The sequence below is a fragment of the Pseudomonas sp. Yb2C2 genome (genome assembly GCF_052112325.1).
GTDB lineage: Bacteria > Pseudomonadota > Gammaproteobacteria > Pseudomonadales > Pseudomonadaceae > Aquipseudomonas > Aquipseudomonas marginalis.
In genome coordinates this window covers 17,821-42,709 of record NZ_JAVAJK010000025.1, presented here as the reverse complement: position 1 = coordinate 42,709, position 24,889 = coordinate 17,821, and the positions used below count along the sequence as shown (strand labels likewise).

Annotated in this window: 24 protein-coding genes; 3 read left to right on the top strand and 21 right to left on the bottom strand. The window is 62.4% G+C overall.

The features are described 5' to 3' along the window. Nucleotides 1–103: 103 nt before the first annotated feature. The 18 genes from Q8X51_RS27095 to Q8X51_RS27010 form a co-directional block, all read right to left on the bottom strand. Nucleotides 104–2,179: a YjbH domain-containing protein gene (locus tag Q8X51_RS27095; protein ID WP_065925169.1), complete on the bottom strand. Its 2,076-nt coding sequence runs from the start codon at nt 2,177–2,179 to the stop codon at nt 104–106. Further along, nucleotides 2,176–2,943, bottom strand: coding sequence for a capsule biosynthesis GfcC family protein (locus Q8X51_RS27090; protein ID WP_315871681.1), 768 nt, complete (start codon nt 2,941–2,943; stop codon nt 2,176–2,178). Before Q8X51_RS27090 ends, Q8X51_RS27095 begins: the two co-directional genes overlap by 4 nt. Continuing rightward, the gene (locus tag Q8X51_RS27085; protein ID WP_407694842.1) at nt 2,940–3,593 is read right to left on the bottom strand and encodes a YjbF family lipoprotein; all 654 of its coding nucleotides are present in this window, start codon (nt 3,591–3,593) and stop codon (nt 2,940–2,942) included. The genes Q8X51_RS27090 and Q8X51_RS27085 overlap by 4 nt, the downstream gene beginning before the upstream one ends. 12 nt (nt 3,594–3,605) lie before the next feature. Then, nucleotides 3,606–4,718, bottom strand: coding sequence for a polysaccharide biosynthesis/export family protein (locus tag Q8X51_RS27080; protein ID WP_065925167.1), 1,113 nt, complete (start codon nt 4,716–4,718; stop codon nt 3,606–3,608). An 87-nt stretch (nt 4,719–4,805) separates the two neighbouring features. Continuing rightward, a complete protein-coding gene (locus Q8X51_RS27075; protein WP_027608676.1) occupies nt 4,806–5,045 on the bottom strand; it encodes a hypothetical protein in 240 nt (79 codons plus the stop codon). A gap of 178 nt (nt 5,046–5,223) precedes the next feature. Next, entirely contained in the window at nt 5,224–6,633 is a 1,410-nt protein-coding gene (locus Q8X51_RS27070; protein ID WP_407694843.1) for a mannose-1-phosphate guanylyltransferase/mannose-6-phosphate isomerase, read from the bottom strand. A gap of 23 nt (nt 6,634–6,656) precedes the next feature. Further along, nucleotides 6,657–7,115 carry a GDP-mannose mannosyl hydrolase gene (locus Q8X51_RS27065; protein WP_065925180.1) on the bottom strand — a complete coding sequence of 153 codons (459 nt, stop codon included), beginning with the start codon at nt 7,113–7,115 and terminating at the stop codon, nt 6,657–6,659. A gap of 5 nt (nt 7,116–7,120) precedes the next feature. Then, nucleotides 7,121–8,329 (bottom strand): glycosyltransferase WbuB, encoded by a 1,209-nt coding sequence (locus tag Q8X51_RS27060; protein ID WP_065925165.1) that lies wholly within the window; start codon nt 8,327–8,329, stop codon nt 7,121–7,123. Beyond that, nucleotides 8,329–9,306: a GDP-L-fucose synthase gene (gene fcl / locus Q8X51_RS27055; RefSeq protein ID WP_065925164.1), complete on the bottom strand. Its 978-nt coding sequence runs from the start codon at nt 9,304–9,306 to the stop codon at nt 8,329–8,331. The genes Q8X51_RS27060 and fcl overlap by 1 nt, the downstream gene beginning before the upstream one ends. 2 nt (nt 9,307–9,308) lie before the next feature. Further along, nucleotides 9,309–10,430 carry a GDP-mannose 4,6-dehydratase gene (gene gmd / locus Q8X51_RS27050; RefSeq protein WP_065925163.1) on the bottom strand — a complete coding sequence of 374 codons (1,122 nt, stop codon included), beginning with the start codon at nt 10,428–10,430 and terminating at the stop codon, nt 9,309–9,311. 69 nt (nt 10,431–10,499) lie between these two features. Next, on the bottom strand, nt 10,500–11,435 hold the full coding sequence (locus Q8X51_RS27045) for a glycosyltransferase family 2 protein (RefSeq protein ID WP_027608682.1): 936 nt from the start codon (nt 11,433–11,435) through the stop codon (nt 10,500–10,502). Between the two features lies 1 nt (nt 11,436). Next, complete coding sequence (locus Q8X51_RS27040) at nt 11,437–12,396, bottom strand: nitroreductase family protein (RefSeq protein WP_159440249.1); 960 nt, start codon at nt 12,394–12,396, stop codon at nt 11,437–11,439. A 14-nt stretch (nt 12,397–12,410) separates the two neighbouring features. Beyond that, on the bottom strand, nt 12,411–12,962 hold the full coding sequence (locus Q8X51_RS27035) for an acetyltransferase (protein WP_065925161.1): 552 nt from the start codon (nt 12,960–12,962) through the stop codon (nt 12,411–12,413). Continuing rightward, entirely contained in the window at nt 12,959–14,122 is a 1,164-nt protein-coding gene (locus tag Q8X51_RS27030; protein WP_407694844.1) for a polysaccharide pyruvyl transferase family protein, read from the bottom strand. Before Q8X51_RS27030 ends, Q8X51_RS27035 begins: the two co-directional genes overlap by 4 nt. Continuing rightward, nucleotides 14,119–15,294 (bottom strand): O-antigen ligase family protein, encoded by a 1,176-nt coding sequence (locus Q8X51_RS27025; protein WP_407694845.1) that lies wholly within the window; start codon nt 15,292–15,294, stop codon nt 14,119–14,121. Before Q8X51_RS27025 ends, Q8X51_RS27030 begins: the two co-directional genes overlap by 4 nt. Continuing rightward, nucleotides 15,291–16,604, bottom strand: a complete 1,314-nt coding sequence (locus Q8X51_RS27020; RefSeq protein ID WP_074847030.1) for a lipopolysaccharide biosynthesis protein — start codon at nt 16,602–16,604, stop codon at nt 15,291–15,293. The genes Q8X51_RS27025 and Q8X51_RS27020 overlap by 4 nt, the downstream gene beginning before the upstream one ends. 5 nt (nt 16,605–16,609) lie before the next feature. Next, nucleotides 16,610–18,829: a polysaccharide biosynthesis tyrosine autokinase gene (locus tag Q8X51_RS27015; protein ID WP_407694846.1), complete on the bottom strand. Its 2,220-nt coding sequence runs from the start codon at nt 18,827–18,829 to the stop codon at nt 16,610–16,612. A 41-nt stretch (nt 18,830–18,870) separates the two neighbouring features. Further along, nucleotides 18,871–19,311, bottom strand: coding sequence for a low molecular weight protein-tyrosine-phosphatase (locus Q8X51_RS27010; RefSeq protein ID WP_065925156.1), 441 nt, complete (start codon nt 19,309–19,311; stop codon nt 18,871–18,873). A 230-nt stretch (nt 19,312–19,541) separates the two neighbouring features. On the opposite strand from Q8X51_RS27010, the gene Q8X51_RS27005 reads away from it, so the two are divergent. Both Q8X51_RS27005 and Q8X51_RS27000 read left to right on the top strand, forming a co-directional pair. After that, nucleotides 19,542–19,850: a phosphomannomutase gene (locus tag Q8X51_RS27005; RefSeq protein WP_235865593.1), complete on the top strand. Its 309-nt coding sequence runs from the start codon at nt 19,542–19,544 to the stop codon at nt 19,848–19,850. Beyond that, the gene (locus tag Q8X51_RS27000; RefSeq protein ID WP_065925155.1) at nt 19,847–20,179 is read left to right on the top strand and encodes a hypothetical protein; all 333 of its coding nucleotides are present in this window, start codon (nt 19,847–19,849) and stop codon (nt 20,177–20,179) included. Before Q8X51_RS27005 ends, Q8X51_RS27000 begins: the two co-directional genes overlap by 4 nt. On the opposite strand, the gene Q8X51_RS26995 is transcribed toward Q8X51_RS27000, so the two are convergent. Further along, the gene (locus tag Q8X51_RS26995; protein ID WP_428977862.1) at nt 20,131–20,751 is read right to left on the bottom strand and encodes a hypothetical protein; all 621 of its coding nucleotides are present in this window, start codon (nt 20,749–20,751) and stop codon (nt 20,131–20,133) included. The genes Q8X51_RS27000 and Q8X51_RS26995 overlap by 49 nt on opposite strands. 258 nt (nt 20,752–21,009) lie before the next feature. On the opposite strand from Q8X51_RS26995, the gene Q8X51_RS26990 reads away from it, so the two are divergent. Further along, nucleotides 21,010–22,086, top strand: coding sequence for an LLM class flavin-dependent oxidoreductase (locus tag Q8X51_RS26990; protein WP_407694847.1), 1,077 nt, complete (start codon nt 21,010–21,012; stop codon nt 22,084–22,086). A 299-nt stretch (nt 22,087–22,385) separates the two neighbouring features. On the opposite strand, the gene Q8X51_RS26985 is transcribed toward Q8X51_RS26990, so the two are convergent. Together Q8X51_RS26985 and Q8X51_RS26980 are read right to left on the bottom strand one after the other, a co-directional pair. Then, complete coding sequence (locus Q8X51_RS26985; RefSeq protein ID WP_074847032.1) at nt 22,386–23,180, bottom strand: class II aldolase/adducin family protein; 795 nt, start codon at nt 23,178–23,180, stop codon at nt 22,386–22,388. Between the two features lie 722 nt (nt 23,181–23,902). Beyond that, entirely contained in the window at nt 23,903–24,808 is a 906-nt protein-coding gene (locus Q8X51_RS26980) for a LysR family transcriptional regulator (RefSeq protein WP_027608694.1), read from the bottom strand. Nucleotides 24,809–24,889: the final 81 nt, after the last annotated feature.

Here is a 24,889-nt window from a genome sequence, read left to right as displayed (position 1 = left end):
GTCAGCGGTGTGCCTGGCAGGCCGTAAACGCAGCCTCGCCGCGGCTCGGCAGCTGCTACGGATTTGAGCGGTGTTGGATGAGACAGTATCTGTGTGGGTGCATTTATTCGGTGATCTTGTCGATGTTCTTGTAGAACAGCTCACTGTCGCGCCCATCGGTCATCGAATGCAGTGAGTAGGCGCGGTTCAAGCGTGCGCCGCCATCGCGGGTCAGTGGCGCCCATACCAGGTTGGCGCGCCGCATCGTCGACAGGCTCATCAACTCATCGAACGGAATGGACAGGTACAGGCCTTTGTCGAAGCTGCCTTCGCCGTACTCTGCGCTGGATGCAGTGGTGCGGGTGATCCACGCGCCAATCCGCACGCCATTGTTGAATTCCCGCGACAGGTCCAGGGTCGCGCCCCAGTCCCTGGCCAGGTAGCGGCCGACACTCAAGGCGCCCTGAATGTTGAACGGCAGATCGGTGTAGCCGGTGATATGTCCGGTGAGGGTGCGGTAATCGCGCAAGCTGAAATCCTGCTCGAAACCACGCTGACGCACGTAGTTCAGGTCGGCCCCCAATGCCCAGCGTTGGCCCATCGGGCGGTACAGCACTTCACTGCCGACACCGGCGTACATCGACTCCAGCAAACCACCGTAGACCATACCGTAGAGGTCCTGGTCCAACTGCTGCGCATGGTTGAGCTGGAAGGTCGGCAGGGTCACATCGGAGGTGGTCATGTACCGGCGCAGGTCGGTCCGCACCCGGGGCAAGCCACTGGGCGCATCGTAGGTAAACCCGTCGTAGTTGTTCAGCAGGTTGACGCTGAGCAGGCCGCTCCACCAGGTATTGCGGGTGAAACGATACTCGCCGTCGAGGTCGGCGGACACCTGGTAGAGCAAGCCATCCGGCCCGCCGACGTTCTGCTTGTAGCCCAGCCCCACCCCATAGGTGAAGGGTTTGGGCGGCTGGGTGTACAGCACTGTCTGGCTGCGGTTGCTGGCACGATTGACCTCGACCTGGCGATGCAGGTTCTGCAGGTCCTCGCGGTGGTTGACCACCTCGCGAAAGGTCTCGCGCGGCACGCTGGTTTCTTCGATCGGCAGCGCATAACGCTCGCTCACCAGGGTGAACCAATCGATCTGGTCATTCACGCTGCCATCCAGAATCCGACTGGCGCGGCCCACCGCCTTGGCGCTGTAGAAATAGCGCTGCTGTTCGCCGTACACCAACAACTCCGGCCCGCGCTGGGTAATGCGCTGCACGTTGTAGCCGGCATTATCGTGCAGGCGCCGGGAGACGGCGGCCCAATCCACCTGGTCCATCGGCGTGGTCGGGGCCTTGGCAGGCAACTTGGGGGCCGGCGGGTCGTAGGTTTTTACCGGGGCCTTGCGGCTGACGAAATTGGTGTGCAGGGTGATGCCGAACATGGCGGTGTTGCCACGTTCCCAGGCGGCACTCACATCGATGGAGTCGGCCAGCTTGTAGACCAGGCCCAGGTTGATGGGCGAGTCCTGGCGCTGGTTGTTGTCGCGGGGTTCGTTCTGATAGTCGTTGCCCTCGTATTCCAGCTTGAGGCTCAGCGGTGCCCAGGGTGTCTGATAGGCAATCCCGCCGAACAACGCGGGCCGGCCGCGAAAGTAGCCGTTGGAAAAACTGCCGGAGCCTTCGGCGGTGGGCCGCTGGTTGAAACGATCATCCAAGGCGCCCAACGGGTTGCCGAAATCACCGCGACTGCCCAGGTACCCCCAGGCGATGCCGGCACTGAAATCCACATCACCGTAGCGCTTGTTGGCCACCAGGTACTCGCTGGAAAACAACCCGGTGCCACCCAGGTCCATGAACCCCAGCGCCACCTCGGGCAGCCAGTGGCTTTCCTGATACAGGCGCACTTTGGCGTCGACGGCCTTGTCCTTATAGCTCTGGCCGCCGCTGAAGGACTCGGCGCCATAGGGGCGGTTGGTGATCGCGGTGTAGCGAAAGGTGCCCTCCAGCCAGTCCAGGGGTTGCGCCGAAAAACTGTAGCGGCTGTAGGGTTCGGTGCGGTTGGCATTCACGCTGAGTTCGCCGGCGGGCGCCATGCGGGCGGTGGGGGTTTGCAGCAGCCCGACGCCACCGAAATCGCTTTGGGTGTAACGGGGATCGCCATGGGCGACGCCACAGGGCACCAGCAGCACGGCTGCAATACATAATTTCAAGGCGTGACCTCGGCCAGGGGTTGGGTGGCAAGAAACTCGGCCAGTTGCTGATTGAGTTCGGGGGTGAGCGGGTCCAGGTCGTCGCTGCGGATCGGCACCAGCAACGTGCTGCCCGGCGCGGGAGGCGTGCCCTCCTCGCGATTCCATGCCGCGATACCCAGGCGGGTGACATGGCCGTCGGGCTGGATCAGCCACAGGTAATCGCGGTCCGCTTCCGCCAGGGCCGGACAGGCGTGGAGGTAATCGAGGGGCCGCTGCATCGGCTGGAATGCCAACGTGCAGGCCACGGCGACGGCACCCACGACACGCACGCTGTCCGGCCTCGGCGGATAAACCAGGCTGTCGCCCTCACTGACCAGCGGGTTCGGCGCAAAGCCGACTTCCACTGCCACCGGATCCAGCATCGCCTGTTGGCGGCCGGTCACCGGCAAGGCCTGCACCTGTTGATAGAGCCGAGCCGCCGCATGCGCGCGACCTTCGCGACCGGCCGCCAACGCCGCACGCTGCAGGGTTTGCAGGTCAAACAGCACACCGGCCTTGAGCCGTGCCTGCTGTGCCAGCAAGGGTTGGCGCAGCCAGGCCGCACCGAGCCAATAGCCCTGGGCATCCGGTTGCGACGCCGTGATCACATCCAGCAAGCGCGCCGCGGGCGCCAAGGGGATCGGCCCCGGATTGCGCACCTCGCCGCTGACGGTCATCGCCGCCTGGGACACACTGGCGCCACTGCACAACAGCACCAGCGCGGCCAATTTTCGCAGCATCATGGGGCATCCTTGCGAGTCGGTTGCAGTTGGGTAATGGTGAGCGTCAGGTCGGGCGTCAGGTGCTGCTCGCTCTGCACGATAAAACCGTCGCCGGGGTCGACCCAGTAACGGTTACGCGCGTGAAAGCCGGCGGCCTCGATGTCTTCATCCACCCGCAGCAAGGCATAGGATTTGTCGAGAATCTCGACGCTCTCCAGCCCATGGCGCGTCATGTGGCTGTTGACCGTAACGCCCAGGCGATAGCCGTCCACCACGTCGATCTGGCGCGTGCTGCGATAGCCGTCCGGGACACGATGCAACCCTTGCTGGAACGGTGACTGGCCCTGCCAGCGCGTGCCATCCAGGTCAGTGCCCAGGCCCACCGTGCGCACCACCAGACCATCGCGCAGCAGCAGCACCTGTTTGCCGGACGCCACCCAGAACTGCAGGTCGTCACGCTGGCGAATCAACGCCATCACCCCAGCGCCGGACACCGTGGTGACCTTGATCTGGGGGAACGGCACCGCATCCACCTGGGCCTGGCTCAACACCAACGGCGGCGGGCCGCCGACGGCAGCCTTGAAGGTATCCAGCGAGGCCTGCATCAGCGGATTGCAGCCAGCCAACAGCCACGCCAACCCTGCGTACGTACCGATTTTCAGACTGTTCACGCAGGTACCGCCCTATCGGCTGCTGGCTTCGCTCAGGTTGTTCTGGGTGGATGCACCAATGCCGATGATCGACGCGGACGGCACCAGTTGGCTGATAAAGCGGTTCCAGCGCGTGATATTCGCCGGGCCGACAAACACCACGTCCTGGGGCTGCACATCAAAACGCGTGGCCAGGGCCATGGCCGAGGGGGAGCCGGCTTCCAGCTGGAACACCTTGGCCGGTTCCACATCGATGTTCTGCGCGCCGCGAATCACGTAGATGGCATCGGCGTTGGAGGTGTTCTGGTTGACCCCGCCCACTGAACCCAGCACGTCGGAGAGGTTCATGCTGCGGGTCTTGAAACTCAGCGCGCGGGGTTGCATCACCTCGCCCATCACGTAGATGCGCTTGCGGTCGTTGTAGGCCAGGTACAGCTGGTCGCCGTCCTTGAGATAGATGTCATTCAGGCGCGACTGCTCAAGGTTGAGCGTGTCGAGGTCCAGGGTGTAGCGCTTGCCGCCACGGGTGAGGGTGAGGTTCGACAGGTCGGCGTTGATCGGGTCGATCCCGGCGGCGCCGAGGGCCTCGCTGACGTTCATCGCAATGGTTGTGAGGGGCACCGGCCCGGCCTTGATCACCGCGCCGCTGATCACCACTTTCTGGCTGGCAAAACGCAACACGCTGACATCCACCTGGGGGCTGTCGATGTACTGGCGCAGCTTGTCGGTGATCTCGCTGCGCAGCGCTTCAATGCTGCGACCCTTGGCAACCACCTCGCCGACGTAGGGATAAAACAGGTTGCCCTCGGGGCTGACCAAGCGACCGTTGGCATCGATCTGCTGCTGCGGGCCGGACGGCGCGGTAAGTTCAGGGTGATCCCACACCGTGATATACAGCGCGTCATTGGCGCCGATCAAATACGGCCCGGGTTTATAACTCAAGAGTTCTGCTGGAATGGAATAAGGCACATGACTTGCCGCGTCCATGGCCAATAACTTTGGCGTAATCGGAATTAAATCCACGCGACTGTTTTCAGGCCCGCCCTCTTCGGTCAGGGCGGCCGTATCCATATATTGACCCGGGGAAAACATGCAGCCTTGCAATAATGCAGCGGCCACGGCTGCAATAGAAAAAATACGCATCATAGTGCTAGGACACTCGCGATAGACGACAAGAAAAAAAGACCACTTGGGCGGGGATTCCAAGCGGTCTTAAAAGCGGAAGGTGTACGACTAGTTGCTGGTACCCGTAGTGCCGGTGGTGCCGGTAGTACCCGTGGTGGTGCCGCCATTGGAGCTGCCGCCGCTGTTGGAAACAGCGGCAACACCGGCAACCAGGGCAGTGCCGACCAACAACGTTTGCCCCACCGTAACGGTTCCGGCCACTGTGGTATCAAGCCCCAACGGTAACTCGTCGGCCATCGCCGAAGTACTCAAGACACTGAGTACCAGAATAGCCAGTGATTTTCTCATTTCAGACTCCTTATCATCAGTGAGCAGGCAAACCGATAGTGCCATTCAACTAAACAGCACACCAGACAGATAATATTCAACCGACCTAGTTGAAAATAACGTTTTCCCGGCAAGCCCCGGCCTTCAATGCATTGCGCCCGGCGAAGTTATTAAAAACGTTATTAATTGTCCGAAAACCTCAGGCCCTGCCGTACTTGTCTTCGAAGCGCACAATATCGTCCTCGCCCAGATAAGAGCCCGACTGCACTTCGATCAACTCCAGCGGGATCACCCCCGGGTTTTCCAGGGCGTGCACCTGGCCGATGGGGATATAGGTCGACTGGTTTTCCGACACCAGGTAAGTCTGTTCGCCATTGGTCACCCGCGCCGTACCGCTGACCACGATCCAGTGCTCGGCGCGATGGTGGTGCATCTGCACCGATAACTTGGCCCCCGGCTTCACCGTGATGCGCTTGACCTGATAGCGCTGGCCGTTGTCCACCGAGTCGTACATGCCCCATGGCCGATACACCTCGCGGTGGTTGAGATGCTCATGGCGCCCGGCCTGCTTGAGCAGGTCGACGATGGCCTTGACCTGCTGCACCTGGTCCTTGTGGGCCACCAGCACCGCGTCCTTGGTCTCGACAATGATCAGGTCCCGCACCCCTACCGTGGCCACCAGCCGACTGTCGGCGTGGACGTAGGTGTCACGGGTGTCCAGACTCAGCCCGTCGCCGCGTATCACATTGCCGCTGGCATCTTTTTCGCTGGCCTCCCACAACGCCGACCACGAGCCGATATCACTCCAGCCGGCCTGCAACGGCACCATCACCGCGTCATGGGTGTTTTCCATCACCGCGTAGTCGATGGAGTCGTCCGGGCACGCGGCAAAGGTCGCGGCATGCACGCGGGTGAAGGGTTGATCCTGGCTGCCGCCTTCCAGCGCCACGCGACAGGCCTCGAGGATAGCCGGCTGGAAGCGTTCCAGCTCCTCCAGGTAACGACTGGCGCGGAACATGAACATGCCGCTGTTCCAGTAATACCCACCGTCGGCCACATACGCCGCAGCGGTGACGGCGTCGGGCTTCTCGACAAAGCGCTTGACCCGATAACCGCCCTCGCCCGCCGCCGCGCCTTGTTCGATATAGCCGTAGCCGGTATGGGCGCAAGTGGGCGTGATACCGAAGGTCACCAGCTTGCCGTCGCGGGCCAGCGGCAGCGCCACTTCCAGGCTGGCATGAAACGCCGGGACGTCTTCGATCAAATGGTCCGCCGCCAGCACCAGCAGGATCGGGTCCTGGTGCTCGGCCAGCGCCTTGCACGCCGCCAGCGCGATGGCCGGCGCCGTGTTACGCCCCACCGGTTCCAACAGGATGCTGGCCTGTTCCAGGCCCAACTGGCGCAATTGCTCGGCCACCAGGAAGCGATGCTGCTCATTGCAGATCAACTGCGGCAGCGCGACGTTGGCGCCTTCCAGCCGCGTGATGGTCTGCTGCAGCATCGACAGGTGCGCGTCGGTCAGGCGCAGGAACTGCTTGGGGTTCAGTTGCCGCGAAAGCGGCCACAGGCGCGACCCCGAACCGCCTGCCATGATCACCGGTAACAACATGAGAGCGTCCTCGGGAGAGAGAGTCAGAAATAGGCGCGAGTGTGTTCATGCACCCGCGGGCTGATGCGCAGTTCGTCCTCGGGCCACCAGCGGTAATGCTGGTGTTGCTCCGTGGGCGGCTGAAGGGTCTGGCCTTCCGCCAGGTCCAGGCAATAGCCGAGCACCACATAATGGGTGTTCGGCCCGGCCCCGGCGTTGGCGAACACGCTGTCGTCGTAGAAGTGCTCGTACACCCCCAGCAGCCGCGCCTGGGCGCGCTCGAACGGGTGTCCCAGTTCGTCGCGGGTGATGCGCCGGAAGGCGTTGTCGAGGTGTTCGTTTTTCTGGATACGCCCGCCGGGCACGAACCAGAAACCATAAGCCGGCCGATTGACGCGCAGGCCCAGCAGGACCTCGCCACGGGTGTTTCTCACCACCAGGTCGATCGCCACCAGCGGCGTCGATGCCACGACCGTATTGAAGGTCGGTAAATCAAGCCACATACCCATCAGACCTGTGCCATAAAGCGTTGCAGAATACGTTCCTTGTCGAGGAACTCCTTGGCGTAGTTCAGCGCCACCTCATTGCGCGCGGGCAATGCCAGTGCCCGCTCGATCCCTATGTTCAGCGCGGCGACGGACTCCGGTTCAGCCAGCACCGCAATGCCCGGGTGTTCCTCGCACAGGCGGCCGAGGGTGGTGCCGGGGTCGGCGGTGATGATGGCGTGGCCGCCCACCGCCAGGATATTGGTCAACTTGGAAGGCAGCACCGCGTCCGCCACCCCGCGCTTCTGGATCACCAGGTGCACGTCGGCCGAGGCCAGCAGCACCGGCAAATCCTCGTAGGGCTGCAACGGCGCAAACAGCACGTTGCGCAGGCCATCGCGCTGCACACGCTCGAACAAGCGGGCCTTGCCGGTGCCCTGGCCGACGATCAGGAACACCAGCTCCGGGCGATCGGCATAGGCCTGGGCGGCGTCAAGGATCAGTTCCAGGCCCTGCTTCTCGCCGATATTGCCGGCGTACAACAACACCCTTTGGCCTGGCGCCACACCCAGGCGCTGCAGCAGCCCGGGGCTGCGGGGCACCTGGCGAAAGCGGGCGGTTTCCGACCAATTGGGAAAGAACAGCAGGCGCTTGCCGTTCACGCCTTTGCCCCGGGCCTTGTCGAGCATGCCGCTGGAAATCGTCGAGACCCGGTCAAAACGCCGCAACAGCCAGCGTTCAAGCCCAAACGCCAGGCGCCGCACAAGGGAGCCGCCACCGATGCCGAGGCCGAACATCGCGTCCACTTCGTAATCCTGGATATGCAGCACCGAGCGCGCGCCACTGAGCTTGGCCAACAACAGTGCCTGGGGCGCACAAAACAGCGTGGGCACCACCAGGATCACCAGGTCCGGTTTCCAGCGCCACTGCCCCATGACCGCCAAAAACGAACTGGCGGAAAAGCTCATCAGGTGCAGCAGGCGCGTCAACGCCGTGGGCTGGCGTGGCACATACAGCGGGCAGCGAATCACCGTCACGCCGTCGTCCTGCTCGGTGCGAAAGCGCCACGGCGAATAGCCCTCGCCCACCTGCCACTGCGGGTAATACGGCGGCGCCGTCACCACTCGCACCTCATGGCCCTGGCCTGCCAGCCAGCGCGCCTGTTCACCGCTGTACTTGCCGATGCCGGTGAGCTCCGGGCTGTAGTTGATGCCGTACAGGAGGATCTTCATCAGTGGCCCCGAGGCTGTTCGAGGGCCGCGAGATAGGCGTTGTAGGCGTCGCGCAGCCCCTCTTCCAGCGGCACATAGGCTTCCCAGCCGAGGGCGTTGATCCGGCTCACATCCAGCAGCTTGCGCGGTGCGCCGTCGGGCTTGCTGGCGTCGAAGCGCAACTGCCCCTTGAAGCCGGTGACCCGCACCAGCGCCTGGGCCAGTTCGGCGATGGTGCAATCCACCCCGGTACCGACGTTCAAATGCGAACGCATCGGCTGGGTCTGCTCGCGGTAGCGTTCCTGGCTGAGCTCCATCACATGCACGCTGGCCGCCGCCATGTCATCCACATGCAGGAACTCGCGCCGTGGTTTGCCACTGCCCCAGATCACCACTTCCTCATCGCCACGCTGGGTCGCCTCATGGAAGCGCCGCAGCAAGGCGGCGATCACATGGCTGTTCTGCGGGTGGTAGTTGTCGCCCGGCCCGTACAGGTTGGTGGGCATCACGCTGCGGTAATCGCGGCCATGCTGGCGGTTGTAGCTTTCGCACAGCTTGATCCCGGCGATCTTGGCCACCGCGTAGGGTTCGTTGGTGGGTTCCAGCGCGCCGTCGAGCAACACCGCTTCGATCATCGGTTGCGGGGCATGCACCGGGTAGATGCATGACGAGCCGAGGAACAACAGCTTCTCCACGCCATGGCTGTGGGCGGCGTGGATCACGTTGGCCTGGATCATCAGGTTCTGGTAGATGAAATCGGCCGGGTACGTTGCGTTGGCGTGAATCCCGCCGACCTTGGCGGCCGCCAGGTACACCTGGTCCACACGGTGCCTGGCGAAGTACGCCTGCACCGCCGCCGGGTCGAGTAGGTCGAGCTCGTCACGGCCGGCCGTGAGCAACTGTGTGTAGCCCAAGGCCCACAGGCGCCGCACGATGGCCGAGCCGACCATGCCGCGATGGCCGGCCACGAAGATTCGCGCATCAAAGTCACGTGCCATGCTCAGTTCTCCACGGCAATCGGTGCGTCATGCCCGTGCAGGCGCAACAAGGCGTGGCGCTGGGCGACCTTGAGGTCTTCGCGAACCATCTCCGCGCACATTTCCTGGGCGCTGATTTCCGGCACCCAGCCGAGCAGGCGCTTGGCCTTGGACGGGTCGCCCAACAGCGTCTCGACTTCGGCCGGGCGGAAGTAACGTGGGTCGACGCGCACAATCACATCGCCCACCAGGATGCCCGGCGCCAGGTCGCCGTCGATCCGCTCGACCACCGCCACCTCTTCCACGCCCTCGCCGACAAAGCGCAGATGCAGCCCCAGTTCCGCCGCCGACCAGCGAATAAAGTCGCGCACCGAATACTGCACACCGGTGGCGATGACAAAGTCCTCGGGGTGTTCCTGTTGCAGCATCATCCACTGCATGCGGACGTAGTCCTTGGCGTGGCCCCAGTCGCGCAGTGCATCCATGTTGCCCATGTACAGGCACTGTTCCAGGCCCAGGGCGATGTTGCTCAGAGCGCGGGTGATCTTGCGGGTCACGAAGGTTTCACCGCGACGCGGCGACTCGTGGTTGAACAGGATGCCGTTGCACGCATACAGCCCATAGGCTTCGCGGAAGTTCACGGTGATCCAGTAGGCGTACAGCTTGGCCACCGCATAGGGCGAGCGCGGGTAGAACGGCGTGGTTTCCTTCTGCGGGGTTTCCTGCACCAGCCCGTACAGCTCGGAGGTCGAGGCCTGGTAGAAACGGGTCTTCTTTTCCAGGCCCAGCAGGCGGATCGCCTCGAGGATGCGCAAGGTACCGAGGGCATCCACATCGGCGGTGTATTCCGGCGAATCGAAGCTCACCGCCACATGGGATTGGGCGCCGAGGTTGTAGATTTCGTCGGGCTGGATCTGCTGGATGATACGCGTCAGGTTCGACGAATCCGCCAGGTCGCCATAGTGCAGGACCAGGTTTTTACGCAGGGCCTGGGGGTCTTGGTAAATATGATCGATACGCTGGGTATTGAACGACGAAGAACGGCGCTTGAGGCCGTGCACGGTATAGCCTTTTTCCAGCAGCAGCTCGGCCAGGTACGAGCCATCCTGACCGGTGATCCCGGTAATAAGCGCGACTTTATTCATGTCTGTCTCCCAATTGATAGGCGAGCGAAGGCCGACACCCAAACTTGGGTGTTTGTTAAAAACGCTCAGTTACTTCGGTGTGGGCAGGTTCAAGTTATGGCCGGTCAACTTTGAGAGTTCCCGGACAATGGCTTCCTTATCGTTTAAGTGCGCAATCGCGGTTTCCAGTTCGAGCACTTTGGCGCCCACCAGAAAGCGGTACCAATAGCCCTGGAGCAGGTGATAGACCAGGCCACTGCGGCCATCGAGAAACCCCAGCTGGATGATGTAGCGCCACAGGAAATACGCGGTGGAACTGAGGGTGAACGGCACGCGGTTGTACACGCGGTTCTTGACCAGGCGCTTGGCCTTGGCCTGGAACGAACTCTGCCCGGCATGCAGTTCATCGCGTATCGCAAACAGCCCCAGCCGCGCGTTAAGCACTTCAATCGCTTCGCGGGTGGCGTACTGGTTGTGCTTGTGGGTGAAGAAGGTCAAGTCATGCAGGTTATGGTCGGCAAACCCGCCGTCGAGGGTGATGGTGCGGCCCTCGGCGACCGAGATGTGCTCGTCCATCCAACGGTCCTCCATGCGCCCCTGGCCGGTGCGCCACAGCCGCAGCATCTTCAACGGGTAGCGGCCGCCATGGCGCACCCAGCGCCCCATGAAGATATGCTTGCGCTTGAAGTTGATGCCGGTGATGTCGCGGGCCAGGGTCGGCAGCCGGGTATTGATCGCGGCGGCAAGGTCGGCCTCGATGATTTCGTCGGCGTCCAGGCGCATCGTCCAGTTGCCGGTAATCGGCAGGTGATCCAGCGCCCACTGGAACTGCTTGGCCTGGTTGACGAAGGCGTGCTGCACCACCAGCGCGCCATGGCGCCGGGCGATGTCGCAGGTGTCGTCGGTGGAAAACGAATCGACCACCAGCACTTCGTCGCTGAAGGCCCGTACCGACTCGATGGCCCGGGCGATATGCAGGCTTTCGTTGTAGGTGAGGATGATCACACTGACGGTTTCGCGCTTCATATCAGCCACCGTGCATCTGCAGGACTTCGGTGGTGAGCCGGCGCGGTGAACGCGCGGCCCGGAAGTGGCTTTCCAGGGGCAGCCCCACGGCGATCATCATGATCAACCGCTCGCTGGCCGGGATGGCGCCGATGCCACGGATCTTCTTTTCCACCGAATTGAGGATCGCCAGGTTCAGCGGGCACGCGCCCAGGCCATTGGCGTGGCAGGCCAGCAGCAGGCCCATGGAAAACAACGCACCGTCGACGTAAAGCTGGTTGCGCTGCCCGGCGCCGCCCCAGGCGGTGACTTCGGACGTGACCACAAACAGGTTGTCCACCGACTGCGCAAACCCGCGCGAGCCGCCTTGCAGCTCCAGCAGCTGCGCGATCACCGCGCGGTCCTGATACACATGCACCCGCGACGACTGCCGGTTGCATTGCGAAGGTGACGACTGCGCCAATTCCACCAGGGACGTCAGCAGGCCACTGTCGATCTTGCCGGCCTGGAACATGCGGCAACTGGAGCGCGATTGCAGGAACGCCTTGGCATCCAGCCCGCCATTGCCCAGCCACGGCGCAGCACGCTTGATACCACCGCTGCCGGCGGTGCCGTCGCGCTTGAGGTGCTCCACATAAGCATCCAGGTAAAACACGAAGTCGTCGCTGATGCCGAGGGTGCGGTGCAGCTCGAGGTAACCCTGGAACGCGCCGAGGGCCATCTCCACCGGCAGCGCCGAATACGTGCGGTCGTATTCGTTGAGCATATGGATGATGCCGTTGATCTTGTCCTTGCCGAACAGCGGCTTGGGTTCCTTGAGGGACAGGCCCTTTTCCACGGTGTGGGTTTCGATGAGGATTTTGTAGAACAGCTTCTTGTTGCGGCTTTCCAACGGCGAGTAACCGTTGTGGCGAATAAACGTGAGCATGTCGCGAAAGAACTCGCTGACGAAATACATCAACTTCCATGCCTTATCCATCATGGGTTTCACCTGTTTCATAGTGCGATGTCTCTCGTTTTGAGGGGGCGGCACGGCGCACCGACGCAAATCATCCAGGCCGGCTGGCTGGCCGTGACCACCGACCGCGCGCCGACCACGCAGCCCTCCTCCAACACACAACCGGGGTGGATAAAGGCCTCGGCGGCGACCCACACGTGGTCCTTGATCACGATCTCGCGAGTCACCAAGGGCCGCAGCAGGCTGCGGGTGTCGTGGCTGCCGGTGCACAGGAAGCTGCGCTGGCTGATGGTGACTTTGGAGCCCAGCGTGATTTTGGCCATGGCGTACACATCGACCCCATCGCCGATGGCGGTGTAGTCGCCGATCTCCAGGTTCCACGGCGCCCAGATGCTGCACGTGGGCGCGATGCGGCAGCCCACGCCGACCTTGGCGCCAAAGCAGCGCAGCAACCAACGCCGCCAGTTGTGCAGCATCCAGCGCGGCGTAGGACGAAACAGCAACTGATAGACCATGCCCCACAACAGCCGGCGCGCCTTGTTGCTGCGCGGCAGGGTGTCGACGTACTTGAGTTGCGCGAAGTCGCTCATGGCCGCAGCGCCGCCAGTTGTTCCAGCAGGTAGCGCTCGCCCACCTGTTGCAGCGCCTGGCGCCGGGCCCGCACCGCCACCCAGTCGATGGGCGCCGCGATCAAGGCGTGCACCTGGTCGGCATCGTCTGCCGGCAGGAAGCGTTGCGACAGCTCCAGCTTTTCCAGCAGGTTGCGCACACGGGCGTTCAGCGAGGCCTTGTTGCCCGGTAACCCCACGGCGATAAACGGCTTCTCGAAAATGATCGCGAACACCGTGGCGTGGAAGGAGTTGGTCACCACGTAGGCGCTCTCCTTGAGCAACTTGAGCCAATCCTGCGGGCCCACCTGCACGGTCTCGCCGATCTGCCGCCAGCGCCGGTGCGCGTTATACGGCGAGACAATCGGCCCGGCCACCTGCCGTGACAACGCCTGGGCCACTTCGCGCACGCCCACGCCGGTGCGCAGCGCATAGCAGAACACGTGGCCGGTGCGGGTCTGGGTGGACGTGGCGAGCAGAGCCGAATAGTCGCGGTGCAACAGCGTCGGGTCCGGCACGCACTGGGCGGCCAGCCCCGAGACCTGTTGCACGATGCTCACCCCGCTCTCCTCGCGCACACTGATCGCCGACAGTTGCTTGAGCAGGCCCTCGGCTTCGGCGTGGTACTGCGGCTCCAGGTATTCCTTGCCGAAACTCGCGGCGTAGGAAATGCGCCGGATCGCCTTGTCGCAGTCGAAGGCCAGGAAGTACGCCGGGTCGAGGCCGGTCTGGCCCGAGGGGTTCCAGATCTGGTCACTGCCGGCCACCAGCAACTGCTGGCCGGCCACCGCCTGGTTGAGCTGGTGGGCGTGGGCGTAGCGCGGCGCCTGGATATTCAGGAAGCGCGTCTTGAACGCGTGGAACTGGCGCGACTGGGCATTCGGCCCCAGCACCCGGGTTTTCAACGCCAGGGCCTTGAGGTACAGGGCCTTGAGGTTGGCCTTGAGCTGGCGCGGGTTGAACAGCTGGCGAATCTCGCTGCCATCCTCCACGTAGGCCGGGTGGTAGTTGATCAGGCTTACCTGCAAGCCCTGTTGCTGCAACCAGCGCTGCAGGGCATAGGCTTGCAGCACCGCGCCGAAGTTTTCGCTGAAGTGGTACGTCAGTATCCCGGCCCTGATGGGGCTAGCAGGTGCGTTCATGATCCAGCCTGTTTCAGTAAGTAATTGGGGTAAACCGCCTGGCGTGCAGGCGCAGCCTTGTTGAGCAGGCCGATGAACATCGACCACACCAGCAGGTAGCTGCCATCGAACGTGGTGAAGAACTGGTAGCTGGTCTTGAACGAGAAAATCAGCAGGATCGCCACCACGGCCAGGGATACCGGGCTGCGCGGCAACCCGCTGAACAGCAGGCAAAACAGCGCCACGCCGAGCACCCCCAGCTTGGCGGTCACGCCCCAGTAGCCGTTCTCGATATCGAACTTGGAGTTCTCGAACCAGCGCTCGTCATTGGTGGGCACGCCGGGGGTCAATTGCTTGGCCAGGCCATTGCCCAGGAACACCGTGGCCGGGTTGTCGAGAAACGACTCCTTGGCATGGGCGATCTCGAACGCACGGGTTACGTCCTCGCCCTTCTCCTCGAACAGGTAAGTGGCAAAGCGCGACACCGCCAAGGGGCTGGCATAGAACGTCAGCGTGCCCAGCGCGCCGATGGCCACCACCAGCACCGCCAACGACTTGAGCTTGCGCTGGGTAATCGCCGACAACAGGATCATCACCGCCATCGCCGCGAGGATGGTCTTGGACCCGGCCGCCAGCAACGTGACCGCGAGGATCAGCATCAAGCCGACCCTGCGCTGGCAACAGGCATAGAAAAACAGCAGCACCGCCGAGCTGGTGGGAAACAACATGATCCGCCCGACTTCGTCGCTGGACTTGGACGCGGCGTTGGTCAGGTCGATGCCCACGCCATACAGGCTGACCTGCAGCAACTGGCCAAGGGCGAAGATGTAGATGATGCGTTCGAGGATGCGCCGGTAGTTGACGCTATGGGCCAGCGCGATTTTTTCCACATTGGCCAACACATAGCTGTACCCGGCCAGCAGCAGCACAAAATAGAAAAACGGAATGCCGGAACGCAGGAACTGGTACAGCGAGATATTCGCCCCACTGCTCACCAATACCTGCAACACACTGGACGCGACCACCAGCGCCAGCAATGGCAGCGCGCGGGTAAAGCCACGCGCCGCGTACACCACGAACGGCAGCAACAGCAGCAGCGCCACCGGTTGCGAGAGGTTGTTGCTCAGCGCCAGGGGCAAGGCGAAGAACGTCAGCGGCAGGTAGAGGGTCAGGCGCGCCTGGGACAGCATCATGGGCCGACCTCCCCCACGCGAATCACCCGCAGGTACACCAACACCACCAGTTCCGGCAGCGACAGCAACAGCGACGCGCCCAGCAGCGGATCGATGTGCTCCTTGCATGCCAGCCACAGCAGCAAGGCCATCACGCTGCTTACGGCATAGATCACTGAGGTGAGGGTGTGGCGATTGGTGGAAATCAGCATCGCCGCGAGGATGAACCAGGCCACATTCAAAATCGTATGGGAGCCGATCAGCGCCAATGACAGGCGATCGACCTGCACCAGGCCATGGCTCCACAGCAGGATGACCTGCGGCCCGGCCCAGATCCCGGCGACATACACCAGCAGGCACAGGCCCAGTACCAGGGAGCTGGCGCGCTGGGTAAAGCGTCGTGCCTGTTCGAACTCGCCGCGCCCGGCCAGCCGTGAGATCTCCGGGGTCAGGGCGTTGCTGCAGGTGATGCCCAACTGGATGATCAGGCGCATCAGGGTGCGCGCCATGGTGTAACCCACCACCACCGCCGGGCCGGCGATCTGGTTGAGCACTTGCAGGCCGCCTTGCAGGGTGATCGCCTGCGCCAGCGGGATCGCCGCGCTGCCCAGCGCCGGTTTCCAGATACCACGGAACTCGGCCCAGGACGCCGACGCCAGCCCCAGCAGCGGCCAGGGTGAAATCCGCCGCACAAACAGGGTCACCAGCACCAGGAACAGCACCTGGCTGAAAAACATGCCCTGGGCCAATTGCAGTTCGGAGCCACCCAGCAGCAGTACGACGATGGACAGCACAATGTCCAGGGTCCTGCGGTTGGCCATGATGAAGACGCCGCCGACGGTTCTGTCGATGGTGCGAAACCAGGCGTCGATCGGCCCACCCAGCAAGCGCGTGCACAGGTAGCCGGACATGAACAACACCACCAGGCCGGCTTGCTCGGCGGTCAAGGTCTTGAGCCCGAGCAGTGACACCCAGTCGAGCCACTGGCCCAATGTCAGGGCGAATACCAGCACCAGCGCCACCACCGCCAGGGTAAAGGCCAGCGCGGTCTGCACACTGCGTCGCGCCCCCGGCACATCGCCCTGGCTCGCACGCAGCGTGGCGCTGGTGGCCGACGCCTGGGCCACCCCCAGGTCCAGCAGGCTGAGCATCGACGGAATGCCGGTGAGCACCAGCCAATCGGCATAGCGCCCGGTGCCCCAGGCGTGCAGGAAGAACGGCACCAGCACCAGTTGCGCCGCCAGCGTCACCAGTTGGGTGTAGCCGTAGCTCAGCACGTTGAGGCGAAACCGTCGCGACAACGAGCGCGGCATTTCAAGCACTTTGCTCATGGTCATCAGGCCTTGTCGGACTGATAGGCGTAGCTGTAGTAGCCGTAGTCGCCATAGCCGTAGCTGGCGGACCGGCGTTTTTCCACACCATTGAAGATCGCACCCTTGAGCTCGATGCCGTTCTGATGGAAGCGGCGCAGGGTCAACTCGATCTCCTTCGCCGAGTTCACGCCAAAACGGGTGACCATCAGGCTGGTGCCGGCCTGGCGCCCGACAATCGCGGCGTCGGTCACCGCTAGCAATGGCGGCGTGTCGATGATCACCAGGTCATAGCGCTCGCTGACTTCGGCCAGCAACGCGGCGAAGTTGGGGTGCATCAGCAGTTCAGACGGGTTGGGCGGGATCTGCCCACGGCCGATGAAATCGAAGCGCTCCACGGCGGTCGGGTGAATCGCTTCCTGCAGATCACAGCGCTTGGCGAGCAGGTCGGACAACCCCGCCTCCACCGCCTTGCCGAGCATCTTGTGCAAGTAGCCCTTGCGCATGTCGGCATCGATCAACAGCACGCGCTGGCCCGACTGCGCGACAATCGCCGCCAGGTTGGCCGAGACAAACGTCTTGCCCACCTCCGGGCTCGGGCCGGTGATCATCAGGCGGTTGTTCCTGGCCTCGAGCATGGCGAAGTGCAGGCTGGTGCGCAGGCTGCGCATGGCTTCCATCACCAGGTCATGGGGGTGATTGACCGCCAGCAGCGACGGCGCGCCGGAACGCCCCTTGGCCGCGTTGGTTTCCTCGGCCTTTTGCAACAGGCTGAAGGGGATCGAGGCGTACACCGGCAGGCCGAGTTTCTCGATCTCATCCGGGCTTTCCAGGCCACGGTTGAGCAGGCTGCGTACCAGCACGATGCCTACCGAGAGCATGCCGCCGAGCAGCATCGCCAGCAGCACCACGATGACCTTGCGCGGCGCCACAGGCTTGGCCAGGTTGACGTCGGCACTGTCGATCAGGCGCACGTTGCCCACGGTGCCGGCGCGCATCACGTCGAGTTCCTGGGAGCGGTTGAGCAACTGGGTGTAGATCTCGGTGCCCACTTGCACGTCGCGGGTCAGGCTGAGCAATTCCTGCTGGGTCGTGGGCAAGCCTTCGACGCGCTTGGTCATCTGCGCCTGCTTGGCATTGAGTTCCGCCAGCTTGGCGATCAAGGCGCGATATGCCGGGTGCTGGGGGGTGAATTTGCGGTCCATCTCGGCCTGTTGCAGCTTGAGTTCGGAGATGCCGGTGTCCAGGGCCACCACCTGGTCGAGCACGGCCTTGGCTTCGAGGCTGATGTCGATGGATTTGCTGCGGGTCTGGAAGCGGTTCAAGGCGTTCTCAGCCTTCTCCAGGTCGCGCCGCACCTGGGGCAACTGGTCATTGAGGAACGACAGGCTCTGTGCCGCCTCGGCCGAGGTACGGTCGACGTTCTGCTTCACATACAGGTTGGAAATTTCATTCAGCGTACGCACCGCCAGGCCCGGACGCGTGCTCTCCAGGGACAGGCTGATAATGCCCGACTCCTTACCGCGCTCAATGACCGTCAGCAGGTCCTGATAGTCGGCCACCGCGTCCAGGCGCGGCTTGCGCACGATCTTGAAATGCGCGCCCGGATTGGCCCGCAGCTCCTTGACCAGCACCTCGACGCCCTCGGCGGCAAACGGCACGCCGACGCTTCCTGCGGCGATCTCGACGCCGTCCTCATCAAATAACGTGTAGGCCTGGGCCTCGCCGGCCACCAGTACCAGGGTGGTCCCGAGCAACGCCGTCGGCAGGTTCAAGCGGCTCAGCACCAGGGCCTCGCCTCCCGCCGAGTAGCGATTGAAACCGAACAGCGGCGGCGCAACATCGCCCTTGTGTTCAGGCACATAACGCCGCGCGAGGAAGCCACCGATCAACGGAAAATGCTGGGGCGTGATGATGATGTCCAGCGCCAGGGTATCGACGGTCTTGCCAATGATGGTGCGCGACTTGATCAGCTCGATCTCGGTCACCGCCGGCGATTCCTTGCCCAGCAGGCTGCTGACGTCGGAGAAACCGAGCATGTCGTTCTTCTTCGGCTCCACCTGGATCAACGCATTCGCCTGGAACACCGGCGCCGACAGAATGGCGTAGGCGGCACCGATCAGCATGCAGGTGCCGGTGATCCCGGCGATCAGCCATTTGTGATCGATCAGGTTGCCGAGCATGCCGAGCACATCGATCTCGTCACGGTGAGGGCTTTCAGGGGAAGCGTTCTGGGGTGAATACATAAATCGCGTCTTCGTCCTTGCAATCGTTTAAAGAGGGAGCGTCAGCGCGCCAGGCGCTGGGCCCAGGCCTGTGCGGCCTGTTCGATCAAGGCATAGGCCTGCACAAAGGCGGGCTTGCCCTGGCGATAGGGGTCGGTGATCTCGCGATCGTGCTGCCACTTGCCCAACAGGAACACCTTGCCCCGCGCCTCGGGGGCGAGGTCGAGCACGCCGTCGATGTGCCGTTGTTCCATCACCAGGATCAGGTCGGCCTCACTCACGGCGCCGGCGTCGAGTTGCCGGGCCCTGTGCACCTGGGGCACATGCCCGTGCTCCGCCAGCACCTGCCCGGCCAGGGGCTCCAGCGGATGGTCACGCAAGGCCGCCAGGCCCGCCGAACTCACCTGGATCCCGGAAGGTGCAAGCGCAGCACCCAGCAAGTGTTCCGCCGTGGGGCTGCGGCAGATGTTGCCGATGCACACAATCAATATCTTTTTGAACAAGGCAACCTCCCACGCACCGCACACTTATTCTTCGGCAAAAGGGACGACCTTATTTAATGAGCTGCAACTAACGACCGAGTAATTATGACCACAGCCTACAAACCGAGACCATCTATCGCGCAAGACAAAAAATAACAATCCCGGTATTGACCGACTAAAACTAACATTCCGGTATTTTTGCACCGCCCCATAATAAAGTGCGATTTGAATGCACCAGACAGGGGACGGCCATGAACACGTCAAAGTTATTGGTAGAGCGTATTGGCCTATTTCCTTCTTCGGGAAATATTCATGTGGAAGTGCATGATTCAACCCATGTCGTCGAACGCCTGCAGGTGCTGTATGCGGATAACTCACTGGACAGCGACGCGTCCGGCGCCGGGTTTTCCATGGTGTTCGCCGACTGGCGCTTCAAGTTGCAGGTCAGTGACCCGTTGTCGGTGTGCCTGTGCGTAGAAAGTCGCGGCGACAGCCAGTTCATGCAGGTCAAGACGGCCGAACTGCTGGCCAATATCTGCGGCACCGAGGAGCGGCCATGAGCCTGTGGGCGGGCTTGAGACGCGGCTATGCGTTGCGCAGGCTGACGGGGATGTTCGAGGGGTTTGCCGAACCGGTGCAGGGCGCGCAGTACCAGCGCAACACCCGGGCCATCGGCCATTGGCTGGACCTGTTGCGTGGCAGCTCCCCCCAGCAGATCACCCATGCGCTGTTCCAGCAGATGAAACGCGCGCGGCGCCGTGGCAATGCGCAACGGTTCAACGCGCAGACCACCCTGCTGGCGCTGATGGTGGAAAGCAACCTGGCGCTGGACCTGGCGACCTACTCGGCCTTCCTGTGCGCGGTTTCCAGGCGCCAGGCAGGCTCCTGATGGGCCTGGTCGGCACCTGAGAGGGTCACTGCGACGCGGTTGAGCAGCCACTCCGCGTTGTACTTGGGCACCAGCCCACAGACCAGCAAAAACACCAGCCCGCCGCCGATGAACACGGGGGATACCTTGATGGGCGCGGCATCAATACGCCACAGGAACACACTGGCCGCTGTCGCACCCAGTGCGGCACCGGCCAGGGCTTCATTCAGCGGATGTATATAAGGCGCGACACAATAAGCACTGAACCCGATACTTATCACTAACCCCACCAACGCCGCCGGCCAGCGCCAGGCCAGATTGAACTGGCGGGCCAGCAAACTCGTTGCCACCGTGACCATCAAACAGGTGTTCATGGCATGGCCACTTATTACAGCAATATCCAAGTGCTGGAAGGATAAGCCCCAACCTTTAAACAGCAACTTGCTGGCCGCCACGATCGAATAAGTAATACCCAGCGTTATTATCCAGGCCCGCAATGCCCACGGCGTGGAATACCTTAACCAGACAGCAATCATCAGTGCGGCCGGAATCATGACGGTAATGCCGCCATATTGCGCAAGTTCTGCCCGCATCACTGCTTAACCTTCGAGGTGCCGTTTTCGGCGCTCATCAGACCTCAGGCCCAAAAAAAACACAACGTTATCTAGCGTCAGCAACACCTGCAAAATGCAATTTACTGATTACTACATACAGATATGATTCTATATTTTAATAATTAGGTTAGAACCAAACGGCATTTTACACAGGCTGTCGCGGCCCCTACCGTGGACGAGCATGACCGACCCCCTGCCCGGCGGAGGTACTCACTCCCTACTCGACAAGGACAGACCATGAGCATTGAATTCATCGGCTATATCGGCGGTCACCACGCTTCCGAGATCCACCCACGCAGCGGCCCTGCCCTGCAACCGGACTACGTGGAAACCGTGGCCCGCGCCCACGAAGACGCCGGTTTCGACCGCGCGCTGGTGGCGTTCCATTCCAACAGCCCGGACAGCACGCTGATCGCCGCCCATGCCGCCAGCGTGACGAAAAAACTGCAGTTCCTGATCGCCCACCGTCCGGGCTTCGCCCAACCCACCCTGGCCGCCCGCCAGTTCGCCACCCTTGATGTGTTCAATGGCGGGCGCACCGCCGTGCATATCATCACCGGCGGCGACGACCGCGAACTGCGCGCCGATGGCAGCCATATCGGCAAGGACGAACGCTATGCGCGCACCGATGAATACCTGAGCGTGGTCCGCCAGGAATGGACCAGCGATCAGCCCTTCGACTTTGCCGGCAACTACTACCAGGTCGAAGGCGCGCACTCCGCGGTGAAGTCGCCGCAGCAGCCGCATATCCCGCTGTATTTTGGCGGCTCTTCCAAGGCCGCGATTGAAGTGGCGGGCAAGCATGCCGATGTGTACGCGCTGTGGGGCGAAACCTATGAGCAGGTACGCGAGATCGTGACCCAGGTGCGCGCCGAAGCGGCCAGGCATGGGCGTACGATTCGCTTCAGCCTGTCGCTGCGACCGATCCTCGCCGAGACCGAAGAACTGGCGTGGGCGCGTGCCGACAGCATCCTGCAACAGGCCACTGAGTTGGCAGAGAAGAATGGCTTTGTGCGGCGTGAACCGCCGAATGAAGGCTCGCGCCGGTTGCTGGCGGCGGCGGCGCAGGGCTCGCGGCTGGACAAGCGCCTGTGGACGGGGATTGCGGGGTTGCTGGGGGCGCAGGGCAACTCCACCTCATTGGTGGGGACCGCCGAACAGGTGGCAGAGGCATTGGTCGATTATTACGACCTCGGTATCACCACCTTCCTGATCCGTGGGTTTGATCCGCTCAATGATGCGATCGACTATGGCAAGCGGTTGATCCCCCTCACCCGGCAGCTGATTGCTGAACGCGAGCAGAAAGTCGCCTGACCAAACAACACAGAACCCATGTGGGAGAGGCTTGCCCCCGATGGCAGAGTGTCAGTCAAAGATAAATTGACTGATCCACCGCCATCGGGGCATGGGTATCTACACATCTTGAGCCGAGCCCCGTGCGTAGCAGCTGTCGAGCCTTGGCGAGGCTGCGTCGGCGGTGTGTCAGACGCGCCGCAAACGCAGCCTCGCCAAGGCTCGACAGCTGCTACGCGTCATCCTACTGAAGTTGTGTAGATACTGATGGCTATCGGGGCAAGCCCCCTCCCACATTTTGATCTTCACTATGCTCAGGATCAGTTCTTGTAGTCGGTATCGTTGCGCTCCAACTGCCGAATCAGCGCATTCCAATGCCGCGCCACCCCCGGTCCTTCGCCACTGGCAAACACCTTGGCCTGTTGTTCGACTTTCTCCACCACTTCGGCCGGCGGGAAGATCAACTCCGCATTCCCCGCCGCCTGCGCCGCCACTTGGATATTGCACGCGCGCTCCAACTGTTGTAGCTGCACAAATGCATGTTCAACGCTGACGCCGGCGGTCAACAAGCCATGGTTACGCAGGATCATCACGCTCTTGTCACCCAGGTCCGCCACCAGCCGCTCGCGTTCGTCCAGGTCGAGGGCCACGCCTTCATACCCGTGGTACGCCACACGCCCGGAAAAACCAATGGAGTGCTGGGAGATCGGCAGCAGGCCGTCCTTCTGCGCCGACACCGCAATGCCGTCGCGGGTGTGGGTGTGCAGCACCGCCTGCAGGTCATGGCGTGCGCCGTGGATCGCGCTGTGGATCACATAACCGGCGTAGTTGATGCCCAGGCCGGTAGGGTCATCGACGATAGTGCCGTCGAGGTCGACCTTGACCAGGTTGGACGCACTGATTTCATCGAACAACAACCCGAAGGCGTTGATCAGGAAATGCTCCTCCGGCCCCGGTACACGGGCGGAGAAATGGGTATAGATGTGGTCGGTCCACTTGTACAAGGCAGCCAGGCGATAAGCGGCGGCCAGTTTGACGCGCACCTCCCACTCTTGCGGGGTAACGCGCTGGCGAACATTGCTGGTGAGATTGGTGATCGAGGTGACGCTGCTCATGGCAAAACTTCCTGGATGGCCTTAAGGACTTCCAGGCAAGCCTAGGGGATGGCCGAAAATAATAAAAAGCACATTTTAATCTAAGCTAATTATTATTTTTTTTCATATAAATCGTACCAATAATACAGGGCAAATGTGGGAGATCCCACAACCTCTTCGACGCAGCGCTGTCGCGCAGCAAACTGTGGCGAGCGGGCTTGCCACAAGAATGCGGTCGCCTGAAATTGTTCAGGCAAGACTCAAGACTTCAGGGTGAAATTTTAACCCCCTAAAATCATTCAGTTATTTTAAGTTTGATAAGAGGGGGCTTGCCCCCGATGGCCATGAGTATCTCCCGCAACGCTAACACCGATGCGAAGCGAGCCGCCCTTGATCTTGCTTTAGATCTTGATCTCAGGCGCCCCGTTAACCACGCTGGCCGGAATCCGATAGTGATTTGGGGGGTAAACCGGCAGGGATTCCGGTTTAGCCGCCCCGCGCCATGGATGGCGCGTGGCGGCGCCCCCCCACATCACTGTCGGATTACGGGCACACCGAGCCTGGGCGAGGTGCCGAGTGGTGGGGCAAGAGCCCAGGTGGACTTTGGGGCTTTTCCAAAGTGAGCCGCCGTCAGGGCGGAACCCTAAGCCGCCGTTACCGCGGCAATGGATATGTACCCGGTCCAATCCAAAAAAATGGTCGGCCCAGAGGCCGTCATCGGGGGCAAGCCCCCTCCCACAGGCTTACGCGGCGTCGCGGACTTTATGCAGCGACGCCGCCACCCGCTTGCCAAACGCATCCACCGGCCCCTGCAGGTTGCCCAGGAAGTGCGGATAGATCAGCCACAAATCCATCACCGGCTTGAAATCCTTGAGCGGCATCACCGCCAGTTGCTCGCGGTGCGCACTGCGTTCCAGCAACGGCCGTGGCACCAGGCCCAAGCCCAGGCCGTCGGCCACCAGGCCCAGTTGCAGTTCGGTGCCGAAGGTCTCCAGGTTGACCCGCAGGGCCAGGCCCTGATCGGACAAGGTGCGCTGCAACCCGGCACGGAAGCCGCAGCCGTCCGGGTTGAGGACCCAGCCGTTCTGGTACACATCGGCCAGCTTGCAGGGTTTCTTCGGCAGTTGGGCCTTGGCGCAGACCACCACCAGTTCCATCTTGCCGATGGACTCGCCGACGATGTTGTCCGGGAAGATCTTGCCTGCCGGGAACAGCGCCGCCGCCGCGTCCAGTTCGCCGCGTTCGATCTTGCCCACCAACTGGCTGCCCCAGCCGGTGGCGACCTGGGCACGCAAGTCGGGGTATTCGCTGCGCAGGTGCTTGAGCGCGTCCAGCAGCACCACGTCGCCGATGGTCTGCGGCACACCCAGGCGCAGCAGGCCGGTGGGCGGTGCGTCGGTGGCCACCAGCTCACGCAGGGCATCCATCTCGCGCAGGATCAACCGGCACTGCTCATAGACGCGGGTGCCGATCAATGTCGGCTTGAGGGGTTTGGTGTTGCGGTCGAACAGCTCCACGCCCAGCGCCTGCTCGAAGTTCTGCACGCGGCGGGTAATGGCCGGCTGGGTCAATTGCAACGACTCGGCGGCATGGCTGATGGACTGGCAACGAATCACTTCGACAAAGGCATCGATATCGTCAATTTTCATTTGGGCCGCACATAGAGAACAGTCATTAAGATGTGTGTGAAGCATAGTTGCAGGAACGTGGCGTGAATAGCCCGTGCTGCA

Excerpts from the sequence above, each read along its gene's own strand:
- Q8X51_RS27090 (WP_315871681.1), bottom strand. The coding sequence starts at position 2,943 with ATGATGCTGCGAAAATTGGCCGCGCTGGTGCTGTTGTGCAGTGGCGCC.
- Q8X51_RS27080 (WP_065925167.1), bottom strand. The coding sequence starts at position 4,718 with ATGATGCGTATTTTTTCTATTGCAGCCGTGGCCGCTGCATTATTGCAA.
- Q8X51_RS27075 (WP_027608676.1), bottom strand. The coding sequence starts at position 5,045 with ATGAGAAAATCACTGGCTATTCTGGTACTCAGTGTCTTGAGTACTTCG.
- Q8X51_RS27070 (WP_407694843.1), bottom strand. The coding sequence starts at position 6,633 with ATGTTGTTACCGGTGATCATGGCAGGCGGTTCGGGGTCGCGCCTGTGG.
- Q8X51_RS27065 (WP_065925180.1), bottom strand. The coding sequence starts at position 7,115 with ATGTGGCTTGATTTACCGACCTTCAATACGGTCGTGGCATCGACGCCG.
- Q8X51_RS27060 (WP_065925165.1), bottom strand. The coding sequence starts at position 8,329 with ATGAAGATCCTCCTGTACGGCATCAACTACAGCCCGGAGCTCACCGGC.
- fcl (WP_065925164.1), bottom strand. The coding sequence starts at position 9,306 with ATGGCACGTGACTTTGATGCGCGAATCTTCGTGGCCGGCCATCGCGGC.
- gmd (WP_065925163.1), bottom strand. The coding sequence starts at position 10,430 with ATGAATAAAGTCGCGCTTATTACCGGGATCACCGGTCAGGATGGCTCG.
- Q8X51_RS27045 (WP_027608682.1), bottom strand. The coding sequence starts at position 11,435 with ATGAAGCGCGAAACCGTCAGTGTGATCATCCTCACCTACAACGAAAGC.
- Q8X51_RS27040 (WP_159440249.1), bottom strand. The coding sequence starts at position 12,396 with ATGATGGATAAGGCATGGAAGTTGATGTATTTCGTCAGCGAGTTCTTT.
- Q8X51_RS27035 (WP_065925161.1), bottom strand. The coding sequence starts at position 12,962 with ATGAGCGACTTCGCGCAACTCAAGTACGTCGACACCCTGCCGCGCAGC.
- Q8X51_RS27030 (WP_407694844.1), bottom strand. The coding sequence starts at position 14,122 with ATGAACGCACCTGCTAGCCCCATCAGGGCCGGGATACTGACGTACCAC.
- Q8X51_RS27025 (WP_407694845.1), bottom strand. The coding sequence starts at position 15,294 with ATGATGCTGTCCCAGGCGCGCCTGACCCTCTACCTGCCGCTGACGTTC.
- Q8X51_RS27020 (WP_074847030.1), bottom strand. The coding sequence starts at position 16,604 with ATGAGCAAAGTGCTTGAAATGCCGCGCTCGTTGTCGCGACGGTTTCGC.
- Q8X51_RS27015 (WP_407694846.1), bottom strand. The coding sequence starts at position 18,829 with ATGTATTCACCCCAGAACGCTTCCCCTGAAAGCCCTCACCGTGACGAG.
- Q8X51_RS27005 (WP_235865593.1), top strand. The coding sequence starts at position 19,542 with ATGAACACGTCAAAGTTATTGGTAGAGCGTATTGGCCTATTTCCTTCT.
- Q8X51_RS27000 (WP_065925155.1), top strand. The coding sequence starts at position 19,847 with ATGAGCCTGTGGGCGGGCTTGAGACGCGGCTATGCGTTGCGCAGGCTG.
- Q8X51_RS26995 (WP_428977862.1), bottom strand. The coding sequence starts at position 20,751 with ATGCGGGCAGAACTTGCGCAATATGGCGGCATTACCGTCATGATTCCG.
- Q8X51_RS26990 (WP_407694847.1), top strand. The coding sequence starts at position 21,010 with ATGAGCATTGAATTCATCGGCTATATCGGCGGTCACCACGCTTCCGAG.
- Q8X51_RS26985 (WP_074847032.1), bottom strand. The coding sequence starts at position 23,180 with ATGAGCAGCGTCACCTCGATCACCAATCTCACCAGCAATGTTCGCCAG.
- Q8X51_RS26980 (WP_027608694.1), bottom strand. The coding sequence starts at position 24,808 with ATGAAAATTGACGATATCGATGCCTTTGTCGAAGTGATTCGTTGCCAG.